Source organism: Balneola sp. (assembly GCA_003712055.1).
Lineage (GTDB): Bacteria > Bacteroidota > Rhodothermia > Balneolales > Balneolaceae > RHLJ01.
Genome location: RHLJ01000002.1, coordinates 105,110 through 120,097, shown reverse-complemented (window position 1 = coordinate 120,097; position 14,988 = coordinate 105,110). Strand labels below are relative to the sequence as shown.

General features: G+C 39.5%; 13 protein-coding genes. 8 read left to right on the top strand and 5 right to left on the bottom strand.

Going from position 1 to position 14,988, the window contains the following annotated elements; all coding sequences use genetic code 11:
- Positions 1–60 precede the first annotated feature (60 nt).
- Complete coding sequence (locus ED557_05495; GenBank protein RNC84437.1) at positions 61–2,673, bottom strand: FtsX-like permease family protein; 2,613 nt, start codon at positions 2,671–2,673, stop codon at positions 61–63.
- Positions 2,674–2,852: 179 nt separating this feature from the next.
- The gene (locus ED557_05490; GenBank protein ID RNC84436.1) at positions 2,853–3,194 is read right to left on the bottom strand and encodes a PadR family transcriptional regulator; all 342 of its coding nucleotides are present in this window, start codon (positions 3,192–3,194) and stop codon (positions 2,853–2,855) included.
- 196 nt (positions 3,195–3,390) lie between these two features.
- Here ED557_05490 and ED557_05485 point away from each other — a divergent pair, with 196 nt between their 5' ends.
- The 3 genes from ED557_05485 to ED557_05475 all read left to right on the top strand — a co-directional run bounded on the left by ED557_05485 (position 3,391) and on the right by ED557_05475 (position 6,122).
- A complete protein-coding gene (locus ED557_05485; GenBank protein ID RNC84435.1) occupies positions 3,391–4,782 on the top strand; it encodes a hypothetical protein in 1,392 nt (463 codons plus the stop codon).
- A 109-nt stretch (positions 4,783–4,891) separates the two neighbouring features.
- Entirely contained in the window at positions 4,892–5,383 is a 492-nt protein-coding gene (locus tag ED557_05480) for a nuclear transport factor 2 family protein (GenBank protein RNC84434.1), read from the top strand.
- A 76-nt stretch (positions 5,384–5,459) separates the two neighbouring features.
- Positions 5,460–6,122, top strand: a complete 663-nt coding sequence (locus ED557_05475; GenBank protein ID RNC84433.1) for a hypothetical protein — start codon at positions 5,460–5,462, stop codon at positions 6,120–6,122.
- Positions 6,123–6,380: 258 nt separating this feature from the next.
- On the opposite strand, the gene ED557_05470 is transcribed toward ED557_05475, so the two are convergent.
- Positions 6,381–7,421, bottom strand: a complete 1,041-nt coding sequence (locus ED557_05470; protein ID RNC84432.1) for an RluA family pseudouridine synthase — start codon at positions 7,419–7,421, stop codon at positions 6,381–6,383.
- Between the two features lie 38 nt (positions 7,422–7,459).
- Here ED557_05470 and ED557_05465 point away from each other — a divergent pair, with 38 nt between their 5' ends.
- A complete protein-coding gene (locus ED557_05465; protein ID RNC84431.1) occupies positions 7,460–7,813 on the top strand; it encodes a four helix bundle protein in 354 nt (117 codons plus the stop codon).
- Between the two features lie 31 nt (positions 7,814–7,844).
- Positions 7,845–9,551 (top strand): DNA repair protein RecN, encoded by a 1,707-nt coding sequence (gene recN, locus ED557_05460; GenBank protein ID RNC84430.1) that lies wholly within the window; start codon positions 7,845–7,847, stop codon positions 9,549–9,551.
- Between the two features lie 100 nt (positions 9,552–9,651).
- Here the strand turns inward: recN and ED557_05455 are convergent, their stop codons facing one another.
- On the bottom strand, positions 9,652–10,317 hold the full coding sequence (locus ED557_05455; GenBank protein ID RNC84429.1) for a T9SS C-terminal target domain-containing protein: 666 nt from the start codon (positions 10,315–10,317) through the stop codon (positions 9,652–9,654).
- 350 nt (positions 10,318–10,667) lie between these two features.
- On the opposite strand from ED557_05455, the gene ED557_05450 reads away from it, so the two are divergent.
- Positions 10,668–11,588, top strand: coding sequence for a universal stress protein (locus ED557_05450; protein ID RNC84428.1), 921 nt, complete (start codon positions 10,668–10,670; stop codon positions 11,586–11,588).
- Here the strand turns inward: ED557_05450 and ED557_05445 are convergent.
- Complete coding sequence (locus ED557_05445) at positions 11,583–12,782, bottom strand: L-2-hydroxyglutarate oxidase (protein RNC84796.1); 1,200 nt, start codon at positions 12,780–12,782, stop codon at positions 11,583–11,585. The two genes, ED557_05450 and ED557_05445, sit on opposite strands and share 6 nt — an antisense overlap.
- Positions 12,783–12,952: 170 nt before the next feature.
- On the opposite strand from ED557_05445, the gene ED557_05440 reads away from it, so the two are divergent.
- Both ED557_05440 and ED557_05435 read left to right on the top strand, forming a co-directional pair.
- Entirely contained in the window at positions 12,953–13,492 is a 540-nt protein-coding gene (locus ED557_05440; protein ID RNC84427.1) for a TlpA family protein disulfide reductase, read from the top strand.
- A gap of 10 nt (positions 13,493–13,502) precedes the next feature.
- Positions 13,503–14,813 carry an adenosylhomocysteinase gene (locus ED557_05435; GenBank protein RNC84426.1) on the top strand — a complete coding sequence of 437 codons (1,311 nt, stop codon included), beginning with the start codon at positions 13,503–13,505 and terminating at the stop codon, positions 14,811–14,813.
- The last annotated feature ends 175 nt before the right edge of the window (positions 14,814–14,988 follow it).

The window sequence follows — 14,988 nt, the reverse complement described above, 5'->3', positions numbered from 1 at the left end:
TTACCGGATAGAACCCGATTAGATTCTTCGGCGGTAGCCTCAGAATGACTAATAAAAGAACTACTCCGATCTCAAAGACTCAACCGGATTAGCCAGTGAAGCTCTTATCGAGTGGTAACTCACCGTTAGCATAGTAACTACCAAACAAGAGACCGCTCCAGCTACAAAAATCCACCAATACAATGGTATTCTAAACTCATAGTTTTGTAACCAGCTATTCATCGCATAAAAGGCAGCAGGTAAAGCAATCACACAAGCGATAATTACTAACTGACCAAAATCTTTGGACAACAGCATCCACAAATTAGTAATAGAAGCTCCGAGCACTTTTCGGATTCCAATTTCTTTAACACGCTGAGTAACCATAAATGCTGAAAGACCAAATAATCCAAGGCAGCTTATCAAAATGGCTAGTGTACTGAAGAGTGTTGCCAATGTACCTGTTTGATCTTCGGACTTGAACTTTGCCAGGTATTGGTCGTCCGCAAAATGGGCATAAAAGGGGTGATCGGGTAACACGCTGTGAAAACTTTCCTGAACAGCCGCAATCGATTCGCCATAGGGCATGTCGGGGTTGAGCCGCACGAACATAAATCCCCTTCGGTTAGTACTAGTATTTGGAAAAAGCATGAGTGGAACAGGATCGTTAAAAGGAGAGCCTTTGATCATATCCTTCACCACGCCAATGATCGTAAAATTAGTTTGGCCATTAAATGTGTTGTTATGAGCAGTAATTTCTTTTCCGATAGGGTCTGTAAGCCCTAACTGCGCAACCCCCGATTCACTCAGGATAATTGAATTGATCTCAATTCCCTGATCTCTGTTAAAATCACGACCTGCCACCAATTCCCATTGCGCTGCTGCCCCATATTCCGGAGTCACATAGATTGTGTTAAACGTCTCCTGGTTTATTTCTGTTGATCCTTCAACACTAAACCCACCGTTATTACCAAGTGTATTAGTCAATGGATAGTTTGAAAAAGCAACTTCTTCAACAGCTCCTGTTCTTTTCAGCTCTTCTCTCAATAACTCTCCTTTCTGGGCAAAGTCAGCATTTCGTCCTCTTATGGTGATCAATCCTTCCTTTTCATATCCCATGGATCTATTCTTGGCATGATTGATCTGCTCATGAATAGTGATGGTTCCAATAATCAGAAAGATGGAAATAGTAAATTGAAACACCACCAGGGCCTGGCGAAACCGAATACTTTTTCTTCCTTGTCTCAATTTCCCCTTTATAGCTTCCATCGGATTAAATGAAGACAAGAAAAAAGCAGGATAGCTACCCGCAAACAAAGAAACGATTAAGCTGAATACCAGGCACAACAACCAGAAAGCGGGGAACATCCAGGGAAGTGTGACTTCCTTTCCGGAGATTTCATTAAAGCCGGGAAGCAAGGCATATACCAATACCAAAGAGACCATTAAGGCACCAAATACATACATAAACGACTCAACCAGGAACTGACTGGCTACAGTAGCTCTCACCGATCCTAAGGTTTTTCGGATACCTACTTCTTTCCCTCTTGTTTGATATTGGGCGGTATTCAAATTCATAAAGTTGATACATCCAATGAGCGGGATAAACAGCCCTATGACAATAAATAATCGAATGAATTGCACTTTTTGGCTAGCTACCTGTACCCCATTTTCAAAAGTAGAATTCAGATTCCAGTCCCTCATAGGAAGCAAAAAAATCTCTCCTTTATTGTACAATTCATCCCGGTAGGGCTTGATAACATCTTTAATCGCTTCTGAAGCATCTTCGACATTTACGCCGGGTCGGAGCAAAGCAAATAACTTCATGTTATAGTTGTCCCATCCATAGGGATTTTGCTCATTATAGAAGAGTGCCTGGGAAATAAGGAAGGAAGCATCTCCAAAAGTCGAGTTTTGTGGGAGGTCCTCATACACTCCGGCCACTATCAAATCTACATTCGCATTCAAATTTACCGTTTGTCCAATAGCCTGTTCATTTCTAAAAGCTTTGTCTGCAAATGATTTCGAGATAATCACATTGCTCGGATTTTGAAGAGCATCTCTCGAGCCTTCCAACATGGGTAGCGAAAGAATATGAGTGATATCTGGCTGAAAGAAATACCCCATTTCTTCAAAGGAATTTTCACCGATACTAAGAACCTGCTCACTGGGTCTAAAAAAAGTTAGCGCCGTGTATTCGAAATAATGGGGAAACTTCTCATTTAGCTCTTCTCCAAGTGCACCTGTCATAGAACTATTGATATAAATTGCTTCAGGTGTAACATTCTTTCGGAATACCTGGACTATTCGATCATAATGCTCATGATTTTTGTTGAAGGAATATTCATCCAGTACCCAAAGTCCTATGAAGATAGAAACAGTGATACCTATGGCCAGACCCAAAATATTTATCAGGGAGTAGGTCTTGTTCTTGAGCAGGGTACGATAACTGATTTTGATATTGTGAGATAGCATAACAGGATAGATTTCGGGTGAGCGGAAATTTTTAATAGCAAAGGGGCGGAGATAGTTAAGCACCTGGAACCAGTACAAGAGAGCTGCTCTTCGTTCGGTGTGCTCCCTCAAAGCGAAATAGTAAGCCTCTTCTAAATCACCAAGTACCTCTTCCTGAAACTCTTGTTTGAGGAAGAAGCATAAAAACCGTTCAGCTAATTCAGGAGGCCTGGATTCCATTTAGTATACTCCTTGTCTTGTAGGAAGAGTTAACCAGCATTTCTCTAATAAGTCATTCCTGCGGAAGCAGGAATCTGAATCTTCCTTAAAGCATTGAATTCTGATCTTTAAGATAAATCTAGATTCCGGGCATACGCCGCGGAATGACAAAACTGGTATTTGATTTGAGATAATTATCACTACCCTACCCTAAACTTTAGGTTTGCAAAGGCAGGAAACTGGTTCCATAGCGAAAGCTTGATTTCACGAGAGTTTTTCAAGGCTCGATGCCCCTCCGCAGTGATTTCATAAATGCGTTTTCTCCTCCCTCCTCGCTCGGCAGTCGGATCTCCCATCTTGGAAGTGAGAAAGCCTTTATCTCCTAAGCGATTTAAGGTAGAATGCACTGCTCCGATTGACACAGAGCGTTTGAGTTGGTCTTCAAATTCTTCTGCGATCTTGAAGGCATAGGCTTCTTTATCAAGGATTCCCACAATAAGAAGCAAGGTTTCTTCAAAATCTCCGAGTTTTGTTTCTTTCATATCTTTTTAATTTGTAGAACAAATATAGAGGAAAAAACGATAACCTCTACTTTTTAGAAAGAAATAAGTTTCGGACTGGATCAAATAGTTCTCGAAACTTTGAACATCTCATTGATTTGGAAGGAGAAACACGATACGTTTAAAGCGCTAACAATTACTTAATGTTATGACTTATCTAGAATATTAATAGACCAAAATGAATTGGAAAGAGTACGAAAAAGAAATCTTTGAATACTTTAAGGAAACTTATCCTGAGACAACGATTTCATTTGACCAGAAAATTCTCGGAAAGTTTTCTAAGGTACCTCGACAAATTGACATTTTAATTGAAGGAGAAATTGCTGGGTATGAATTAAAAATTGTTGTTGATTGCAAAAATTTTTCAGAAAAAATTGATGTCAAAAAAATCGAAAGCTTTTGTTCAATGGTTGAAGATGTAGAAGCACATCAAGGTGTTATTATCACTCAGAAAGGATATTCAAAAGCTGCAATTAATAGAGCATACTATGGAAATCAACACGTAGAGCTTGACATTCTAAATTTTGAAGAATTAAAAGTATTTCAAGGTTTTGGTGCCATACCATATTCAGGACACTTCTTTGTTCTTGTCCCCGCTCCATTCGGATGGGTACTAAATTTAAAAGAAAAGGTAAATTCTTTTGCTACAATTCATCAGCGTGGCTTAACACTTGAAGAAGCCCAAAAGAAAAATGAATGGATGTATATGCAATTTTGGAAAAAGGATTTTCCAGAATATGACATCGAGAAATTAATCGATTTTCAAAATGCTCGACTCTTAAAGTTCGACAAAGGATCAAAGTTTACATATAAAAATACTGTAAAAAGGACAGACGCATTAAAAACTAAGATAAGAATCGCAGAAATTCCTAGATACTCCTTTATTGAAGCTACTGGCTTTATTGAATTTGAAAACTATATTTTTTATATCGTTTTATTCACTCCTATAGAATTATTAAATAAAAATATCCGAAAGCTTCAGCATGTTTTAAAAGTTGCAAAGGCCGGAAAAATTGAATTTGATAATCACTTAGTAATACAGCAAAACCTTACGGAAATTGAGCAGTCAAAAGACCCTGAAGAAAAGGCTGATAAGTATTTTAAGATTGGAATGTGGTATAAAGAGATGAATGATGACCAAAGTGCCCTCCAAAATTTTATTAAAGGGATTGACTGTTTTCCAACTCACTACACTTATTTGAAAAAGATAATAGTTGAAACTCTTTCACAAGGATTAATAGAAGAAGCAAAAAAGTATTCTATTCAACTTTTTAAAATTGAACCTAAAAATCCAGCAGCTCTTTCTGATTTAATAGATCTTTTTTTTGATAGTAACCAAGAAACCGAATTAGTTGAATTGCTCACACACTTAACCGATTTATATTCAGACAAAGAAATTTTAGGCAATTTGAATTTTCACCTTGGATTGTCATATTTGAATATGGAAAAGGTTGATTTTGCTGATAAATTTTTTTCAACGTCTAAAAAATTCTTTGACCAGGTTTACCCAAAAGATCACCAGGTATTTGAAGCGCTAAGAGATTATGAGAGAATAAAAAAGGAAATGTGAGCACAGCGGATTGTAAAGTGAATAATGGATAGGAAGAGTTAAAACCAATTCGCAACATCTGATGTTATAACTGGTAAGGGAATCTGATTTAAAACTCACTTCAAAAGCCATGTACAGACTATTCTTCTTTTTATTCTTTGTTGCCACCCCAACCGCATTAAAGGCTCAATTAAATGTACAATCGGAGTTATTTAAAACCCTTCAGGTACAAGACAGTGTATTCTTTGAGAAAGCTTTTAACCAGTGTGATATCACTTACCTTGACAAGACTATTAGTGACGATCTGAAGTTTTTTCATGATCAAAGCGGCTTCCAGGATAAAAGCATTTTCCTTAATAATACCGAGAAATACATTTGTGCTGGTCAGGGACAAAAGCCCATTCGCAAATTAGAAGCTAATAGCTTAGTGGCCTATCCTCTTTATAATAATGGGGTATTATATGCAGCCATTCAAAAAGGAGTGCATCACTTCTATCTAAGGGAAGAGGGAAAGGAAGACATTTATACCAGCACGGCTGATTTTACCCATGTTTGGGTATTAGAAAATGAGGCATGGAAAATTAGTGAGGTGTTGAGTTATAATCATCGGAGTAGTCAGTAAAAGACCAGGCTTTATAGTCTCCTTTTTGATTTTTAGAACTAACGAATTACGTTGTGTAAAATAGTTGATTCTAAATATGAACCCTCAAATCGACAAATACCTCGTTGATGGCTGCATGCGATGCGAATATGGAGGTACTCCGGATTGCAAGGTAAATGACTGGCAGGAGGAGTTGAAAACCCTTCGGATGATTGTGCTTGAATGTGGACTTAACGAGGAGCTAAAGTGGGGAGCCCCTTGTTATACTGTAGATCATAAGAATGTATTGATGGTGAGCGCACTTAAGGATGCAGCCGTTATAAGTTTCTTTAAAGGAGTTCTACTCGAAGACCCCCATAACCTGCTCACCAAACCCGGTCCAAATTCCCAATCTGCCCGATATATAAAGTTCACCAGTGTAGATCAAATCATTGAGGTGGAGCATTTTTTAAAGGAATACATACAGCAAGCCATTGAGATAGAAAAGAAAGGTTTACAAGTAGAGTTCAAACAAAACCCGGAGCCTATCCCTGAAGAGCTTCAATCTAAGATGGATGAAGACCCTATGTTTAAGAATGCCTTTGAGTCATTAACTCCCGGGCGGCAACGTGGCTATATCATTCACTTTTCCCAACCTAAACAGTCAAAAACGCGGGTAGCCAGAATTGAGAAGTTTGTACCGAATATCCTGAACGGAGAAGGCATGCACGATAAATACCATTCAAGAATAAAAAGTGATTATAGAAATACCACCGGATAGAATACAAGGGCTTCGATACTGTAATTAAAAAAAGAACTACATCTATATTAGAACTTAACCCACCCCTTTCCCCTCCCAAGAGGGGAACTTGTTTATTTAGTTTGTAGCTGTAAAAAACAACTCTACCTTTAAATTAGAACTTTGGAAAACAGCCTCCCCTCCGCCGGAGGGGATTGAGGACTGGGTCAGATTTCATTTGAGAATTAAATCACTGTAAAAGGAGGTATTAGCTAGAATTAATTAATAAGTAGAATATTCCTAGTACTCCGCCTTACACTTCTCCCTCAACGTATCCAAAACATGTTGGAAATCTTCCGGGAGCTCTGAATCAAACTGAACCATCTCCCCTGTTCTTGGGTGATCAAAACCTAGTGTTTTGGCGTGAAGAGCTTGCCGACCTAAACCAGTAATGAGTTTATGGAACATCACTTTCCGCTGACCAGTATTTGGGCCATATCGGACAGAAGTACCTCCATAGGTGGGATCTCCGAAAACATGATGCCCAATATGTGCACAATGCACCCGAATTTGATGGGTCCTCCCTGTTTCCAGCTTCACTTCAATCAGGCTGAGATAGTCAAAGTATTCCAGCACTTTATAATGAGTTACGGCATGCTTTCCTCTTCCTGACGGAAGAACCGTCATTAATTTTCGGTCGTGTTTGGAACGCCCAATATCTCCTTCAATAGTTCCTTCCTCTGAAGGTGTTCCCCATACAATAGCCCAGTAAGTGCGCTCTATATCCTTTTCAGCAAACTTGGCCGAAAGAGTGGCAAGTGTTTCATCATTTTTGGCTACGACTAATAAGCCGCTGGTATCTTTATCCAGGCGGTGTACAATTCCTGGTCGTAGGTTCTCCTCTTCTTCCTCTCCTCCCAATTCTTCTACATGATGCATTAGCCCGTTCACAAGGGTGCCTGTCCAGTTTCCATAAGCCGGATGAACAACCATGCCTGCTTCTTTATTCACTACAATCAGGTCATCATCTTCGAATACAAGATCTAATTCAATTTCTTCGGCTTTGGCTTCGGGTGGTGGAGCAATAGGCAACTCAATATAGATTTCATCTCCTGGAAGCATTTTATAAGAAGCCTTCTCCTGCTTTCCATTCACGGATACATATCCATCCTTAATGGCTTTTTGAACTTTATTTCGCGTTGCGTTTTCTACAAAGCTGGTGATGTAGGCATCCAACCGAATCGATTCCTGCTGTCCTGCCGGTACTTTGAAATTATAAATGGTCTTTTTCTCTTCGCTCAAAACTTTTGTAAGGAATTGATTTCTATTGTCTCTAACAATTAGGAATTAGAAATTTTGAATTATGAATTGCTCCAATAATGCCCAAAGATAACCTAATACAAAAGAAAAGTTTTCAATTCGCATTACAGATCATTGAACTCTGTAAGAAACTACAAGATGAACGAGAATATGTACTTTCCAAACAGTTACTAAGAAGCAGCACAAGTATTGGAGCCAATATTGAGGAGGCAATTGCCGGTTACTCAAGAAAAGATTTTGCACATAAGCTATCCATATCCTTAAAAGAAGCTCGAGAAACCAGATATTGGCTACGACTCCTTAAGCATAGTACCATAACCGAAAGTGATGTGAATTCTTATTTATATGATATCGAACAAATCATTAACATCCTTACTTCAATAATCAAAACTACTCGTGAGAAGGATTATTAATTCAAAATTCCTAATTCCTAATTTCTAACCAATGATCCAATCATTGTACATCAAAGACTTTGCACTCATCGACGAGCTTGAGATCTCGCTTGGAGAGGGATTGAATATTTTAACTGGTCAGACTGGCGCAGGAAAATCGATTATCATCGGGGCGCTAAATATGATTCTTGGTGAGCGCGCTGATACTGATGTCATACGAAGAGGTGCTCCAAAAGCTATTGTAGAAGCTACGATCAAATCAGGCGATAATATTGCTCTCAAACACCTTCTGGATGCCCATGAAATTGAATTCAGGGTCTATCAAATATTGAGAAGGGAGATTCGGGAAACCGGGAGTCGGGCTTTTATAAATGATACTCCGGTTAGTATTAAGCTACTTAAGGAAGCAGGAGACCTTCTTGTGGATTTACATGGTCAATATGATCATCAACTCCTGCTTAAAGAAGAACATCATTTGGGTATGGTTGATAGCTTTGGAGATATAGCTCCTTATTTAGAGAACTACCAATCCGATTTTGAAAAAATGAAGCTGCTAAAGCAAGAGCTTTCATCCCTCAAGAAAAGGGAAGACGATCTTCAGGAGAAAACGGAGCTCTATCGTTTCCAAGTTAAAGAGTTGGAAGAAGCCCGACTTTCACCAGATGAGGAAGAAGATCTTTCTAATGAGATGAACCTTCTGGATAATGCCGAGGTACTGGATCAAAAAGCGGCGGCTATTTCTGAATTAGCGGAAAGTGATGAATCCAATATTCTGCAGGTATTAAACCATCTTAAACTGAACCTTGAAGACCTTACCCGAATTGAGCCCGAGTTCGAAAGCTATCTGGAAGAAATAAATGCAGCACGGGTGAGTATAAATGAAGCCGTTCAATTTGCTGAGAGATACCGAAACAATATCGAATTCAATCCCCTTAGGTTAGAAGAACTCCGTCATCGACAAGCAGAGCTAAACCGACTTCAAAAGAAATACCAACGGGATATTCCAGGTTTAATCAGCTACCTGAATGAAATCCAGCATGAACTTTCTATTGCCGATAATTTCGATCTTGAAATCGAAAAGCTGGAACTGAACATTGCTGAACAATCGCTCAAATTGGCTGATTCGGCCTTGAGGCTCCATCAACAACGAGTACAGGTCGCTGAAAAGCTCGGGGCTTCGATTAAACAGGAACTCTCATCACTCGGCATTCCTAACTCAACGTTAGATATCAAAGTAGATTTATTGCATTCCACTTCAGGTTGGGTAGAAATTGAAGGGGCTCTAATTGACTGTCTGGAAACCGGATGTGATGAAGTTCGGATGTTCATATCAACCAATAAAGGTGAAGAACCTAAACCACTTGCTAAAATTGCTTCCGGTGGAGAAGTGAGCCGGGTAATGCTGGCGCTAAAAACTATTCTTGCTCAGGAGCAAAGCCTTCCTGTTATGATTTTCGATGAAATCGATACCGGAATCAGCGGCGAGATTTCTGAAAAAGTGGGACAATCGATGAGAAAGTTATCGAATGTTTGTCAGATTGTTGCTATCACTCATCAACCACAAATTGCCAGCCAGGCACACCATCATTATAAAGTAGCTAAGAGTGAAGGAGAAGAACGTACCACCTCAACCATTATAAAACTTTCGCAGGAAGACCATATCCGCGAAGTAGCCAGCTTAATGAGTGGTGCGGATATTTCCGAATCAGCGCTAAATAGCGCTCGTGAGCTTATTGAGAGAAGCACCTTTAAGAATTAAAAACTCACTTGTCATTCTGAGGCTACTGCCGAAGAATCTCAACGGATTTTACCCGACCAGATCCTTCGTAAGTATGCTCAGGATGACTAAAAAGGAGGAATTATTTAATCAGTGTCATTCTTCCGATTCCTATTAAGGTAGAAGAACCGTTAGCCAATGCAGTAACCCTGTATAAATAAATTCCTGTTGGGGCATTGGAAAGATTTACTGCGATCTGTGCTCTCCCTGGCGATACGGTACCTACTAATTCTGATATTAAACGTCCATGTACGCTATAAATAGATATGGTGTACTGGGAAGAAACAGGAACATCGAATTCAATCTGTGTTCCCGGATTAAATGGGTTCGGGAAATTTCCTACCAGCTTAAACTCGTCAGGAAGACCTATCTCTTCTTCTGAATTGGTCGCTACTTCATTTGCTCCTTCTGAAATCCATTGTCTGATTAAGTTGATTTGATCTGAAGTTAATTCTCCATTTATGGGCATTCTAGCACCATGTTGCGGGTTTGCCTCAATTTTATCAACTAATGGGCTACCATCTTCATCACCCGGGATTACATGCCTCTGGTTATACTTATCAGCAGCACTGGTACTGGCCATTACAGCTGTATAAGAACTTGAGTTAAATGTGTTCTGTCCTACATTATGACAGCTATTACATTGAGCAGTAAATATAGTTTGTATGGATTCTTCGTAATCGACTTGAGCCAATAGCGGAGATGAACTAAGGAACAAAACAAGTAATAAATAGTAGCTTCTCTTCATAATTCTAATAATGTATTGTGGGATATCAATTTAGTCTAACGGAATTAGCTATCCAATTTCTTAATAGGATTTTAATTGTGTGCACATGTTACAAATCGGTTTATAACACATTACATAGATACCCATTCTAACTGAGTCAGCGGTAGTAAAATTCCGGTAAACTTGTGTAGTTTTGCGACATTTGAGCCATATAGATATAAATAGCGTGGCAGATGACTTTTAAATGCCTCTTTTCCATGAGAAACATTTAAGTGTTTAACATTTGATATACCCTTAACTTTAAGCACTTGCTTATTAATCCTTCCGAATTATTTTATAGCGTCTAACACGCGATTCTATTTCAAAAAATTATGTACTCAATTAAGAACTTACTGGTATTAATGGAACTAAATGACCACGATGATGTGGTTTGTGAATATGTTAACCGCATGAGCAACGTGGTTTCATTTGAGTCGATTACTTTTTTGCATGTTACCGACAACCTGGATGTTCCTAAAAAACTAGTAGAAAAATATCCGGGGCTTATTGCTCCAGTTGATGAATCGTTAAAAGGAGCTATTCAAGAAAAAATCTCTCAATACGAGAATATTCAAAAAGCTCCATCGATTGATATTCAAATCTCGGATGGAGTGAAGCTTCAAACCATTGGTAAATTTGTAAGGGAGCATGATATTGATTTGCTCGTCATCAACCGTAGTGATTTACACGACTCTGAGATTACATTCCTGCAAAAAATAGCTCGATCTATTACTTGCTCAATAGCACTTATTCCTCCAACTATACCTGAAAATATTTGCTCTCTATTAGTGCCCATCGACTTTTCCAGAAATAGTTATATGTCACTAAAGTTTGCGCTCAATGTAATTAAGGATCAACCTGATATGCGAGTGGTTGGCCTTCATATCATGAAAATGCCAAGCGGTTATTTCAAAACGGGGCTTAGCTATGATGAGTTTGCTAACGAACTCCAAAAAAATGCTGAGCAGGAGCTTTCATTATTCCTTAAAGAAAATGATATCGATCCCTCCTCTTTCGAAATGCATTACAAGCTAAAGAAGAACGACAGCATCCCTTATATGATTAATCGTTTTTCTTTTTCGAATCAGATTGATGCCGTGGTAATGGGCTCTCGTGGACGAAATACCCTTTCCGCATTTGTATTAGGAAGTACTACAGAAGCACTTATAGACAGAGATCAGTACCTGCCGCTCATTCTTATTAAAAACAAGGATAGGAATATGCAGCTTTGGGATGCTATTCTTGAGTTATAAACCGAACTCTGTACTAGCCCTTGATACAATTTCATCACCAATGGCCAGCCCAGCAGTAGCAGCAGGACTTGGCGCATTAAGCACGTGAATTTGATTGTGAGCAACCTCGAAATGGAAATCATCAAGAATTTCCCCATTAGGTAATAGCGCCATGGCACGTACACCAGGAGGTGCATTTTTGAGATGCTCTTCCCTTACAGAAGGAATTAGTTTCTGAAGTCCTCTTACAAAAGCCGCTTTTGAAAAAGAGCGCTTATATTCATCCAGGCCCATCTGCCAGTGGCGGGATGCCATCTTCCAGAAACCCGGAAAGGTCAACGATTCAAAAGCCTCTTCCAGGTCAAATGCCAGTTTCTCATACCCTTCCCTTTTAAATACAAATACTGCATTTGGACCACACTCAATACCTCCAAGTGCCATCCTGGTAAAATGAACCCCTAAAAAAGGAAACTCAGGATTAGGTAGCGGATAGATGAGATGGTTTACCAGATATTCGGCGTCCTCTTTCAGTTCATAATACTCCCCTTTAAAAGGGACGATTTGTACAGGAGATGAAACGCCAGCAGACTTAGCAACCCGATCGGAATATAACCCTGCACAATTGATCACATATTTGGTCGTGAAGCTTTCCTTTGAAGTAACAACTTGTGCTACCCCATTTGTTTGCATAATTCGCTCTACACGTTGGCCAAACTTTACCTCTCCTTTATTGGCTTCCAGTAACTCCTTCATTTTTGCACACATTCCGGCAAAGTCAACGATGCCAGCACAAGGTACCTGGATAGCAGCTACTCCTGAAACGTAAGGTTCAATTTCAGCTAATTCCTGAGAATCAATTTTTTTGATGCCCTCGATCTCATTCTCCACCCCACGTGCATAAATTTTTTCTAAACGTGGAAGCTCTTCTTCTTCGGTAGCTACAATTACTTTTCCACAAATGTCCATGGCTACACCATGTTCTGAACAAAACTCAACCAGCTGGTAGCGTCCGTCTTTGCAATTTCTGGCCTTATAGCTGCCTGGCTTATAGTAAATACCCGAATGAATAACCCCTGAGTTCTTACCGGTTTGATGAGCTGCCACTTTTTGCTCTTTCTCTAATACCAGGATTTTAGCATCCGGAAATGATAATGATAATTTGTAGGCAGTAGATAAGCCTACAATCCCAGCCCCCACAATTGTAAAGTCGTATATGGTATTAGCCACTGTAGAATTTTGCATCGCCAAAGATACGGTTCCTTCTAAAAAAGGACATCCTTAAAAAGCTTGTTAAAAGAAGAAGATTATCAGCCCGTTAACCAATGCCAATTACACTTTTCTGAGGAATATGCCTTATCTTTGCTATCTATTTTAAAAAACTATTTATGAACAAGAAGAACCTCTCAATATTATTTTTAATAGCCCTGTTTGTATTCTCTGCTTGTGCGGAAAATAAAATGCAAAATCCACGTGAGCTTAGTGAAGAAGAAGCACGCCTTGAGTCAGTATTACAACGTGCCAAGTTTAAGGACATGGAAGGAAATGATGTCTATTTATCTGATTATAAAGGCAAAGTAGTGATGATTGATTTCTGGGAAACCTGGTGTAGCCCTTGTCTTATGGTTTTCCCGGCACTGGACTCTCTGAAAGCGGAATATGGAAATGATTTCGAAGTATTGGCTGTTAACACATTAACTGCTGATGAAGAAGCAGAAATAAACGAGTTTATCGAACAAACAGGTTACAATTTTGAATTCGCTCTAGACTCTTATGATGTTGGAGCAGAGGTTATTTCACTGGGGATTCCATTTAAGGTATTTTTCGACCCACAAGGATTTTTTATCAAGGCTGAACTAGGTTCGGCTGGTACTGAAGGCGATTATTTAAAAGCCAAAACGATTATAGAAGACAATAAAGACTCATAGAAAAAACAATATGCAACAAGTAGAAGAAAAATTGGCCTATAAGGTAAAAGACATAAGCCTTGCTAAATTTGGACGTCAGGAAATCGAGCTTGCTGAAGCCGAAATGCCAGGTCTAATGGCAATCCGCGAGGAATACAAAGCTGAGCAGCCTTTAAAAGGTGCTCGCATCGCAGGTTGCCTTCATATGACCATTCAAACCGCTGTTTTAATAGAAACACTGGTTGAGCTTGGCGCTGAAGTTACCTGGTCATCATGTAATATTTATTCAACTCAGGATCATGCAGCTGCAGCTATCGCTGATGCAGGAGTTCCTGTATATGCCTGGAAAGGAATGAATGAAGAAGAGTTTGACTGGTGTATCGAGCAAACCATTTTCTTCCCTGATGGTCAGCCTTTGAACATGATCCTTGATGATGGTGGAGACCTTACCAACATGGTACTGGATAAATACCCAGAATTAGTATCCGGAATCAAAGGTATTTCTGAAGAAACCACTACTGGTGTTCTTCGACTAATTGAGCGTGAAAGAAACGGAACACTTCCTCTTCCTGCGATCAATGTGAATGACTCTGTAACCAAATCTAAATTCGACAACAAGTATGGTTGTAAAGAATCTGCAGTAGATGCTATTCGCCGAGCTACCGATGTAATGATGGCTGGTAAAGTAGCTGTTGTTGCTGGTTACGGTGATGTAGGTAAAGGTACTGCTGCTTCTCTAAGAGGCGCCGGAGCAAGAGTTATTGTTACCGAGATTGATCCAATCTGTGCCCTTCAGGCCGCAATGGATGGTTTCGAGGTAAAAAGAATGGATCAGGCTGCTCCAAGAGCTGATATTATTGTAACTGCTACAGGTAACAAAGACATTCTTACCGGAGCACACTTCGAATCAATGAAAGACAAAGCAATCGTTGGAAACATTGGTCACTTTGATAATGAGATTGATGTAGCCTGGTTGAAGGCAAATGCTCAGGAAGAAAATATTAAACCTCAGGTTGATATTTTTACCCTTGAAAATGGAAATCAGTTGATTCTTCTTTCCCAGGGAAGATTAATGAACCTTGGTAATGCTACTGGTCACCCATCCTTTGTGATGAGCAATAGTTTCACCAACCAAACCATTGCTCAAATCGCATTATGGAACCGACCGGAGGAGTTTGAATCAGGTAAAGTTCATGTACTTCCAAAATCTCTTGATGAGAAAGTAGCTCGACTACACCTTGCTAAAATTGGTGTTGAGCTTGAAGTACTTACTGAAGAACAAGCTGAGTATATCGGAGTTCCTATTACAGGACCTTACAAATCCGATGAATACAGATACTAATATTTAGTATCACCTCATTAATAAAAAAGCCCCCTCGCTAAGCGAAGGGGCTTTTTTTGTTGCTACAGATCAACGTAAAAGTTCAAGCTAAAATAGCAATTACAACCCTTAAGAGGTCATTCCGCAGCGAAGGCCGGAATCTAAATCTAGATTCCGGCCTTCGCTGCGGAATGAC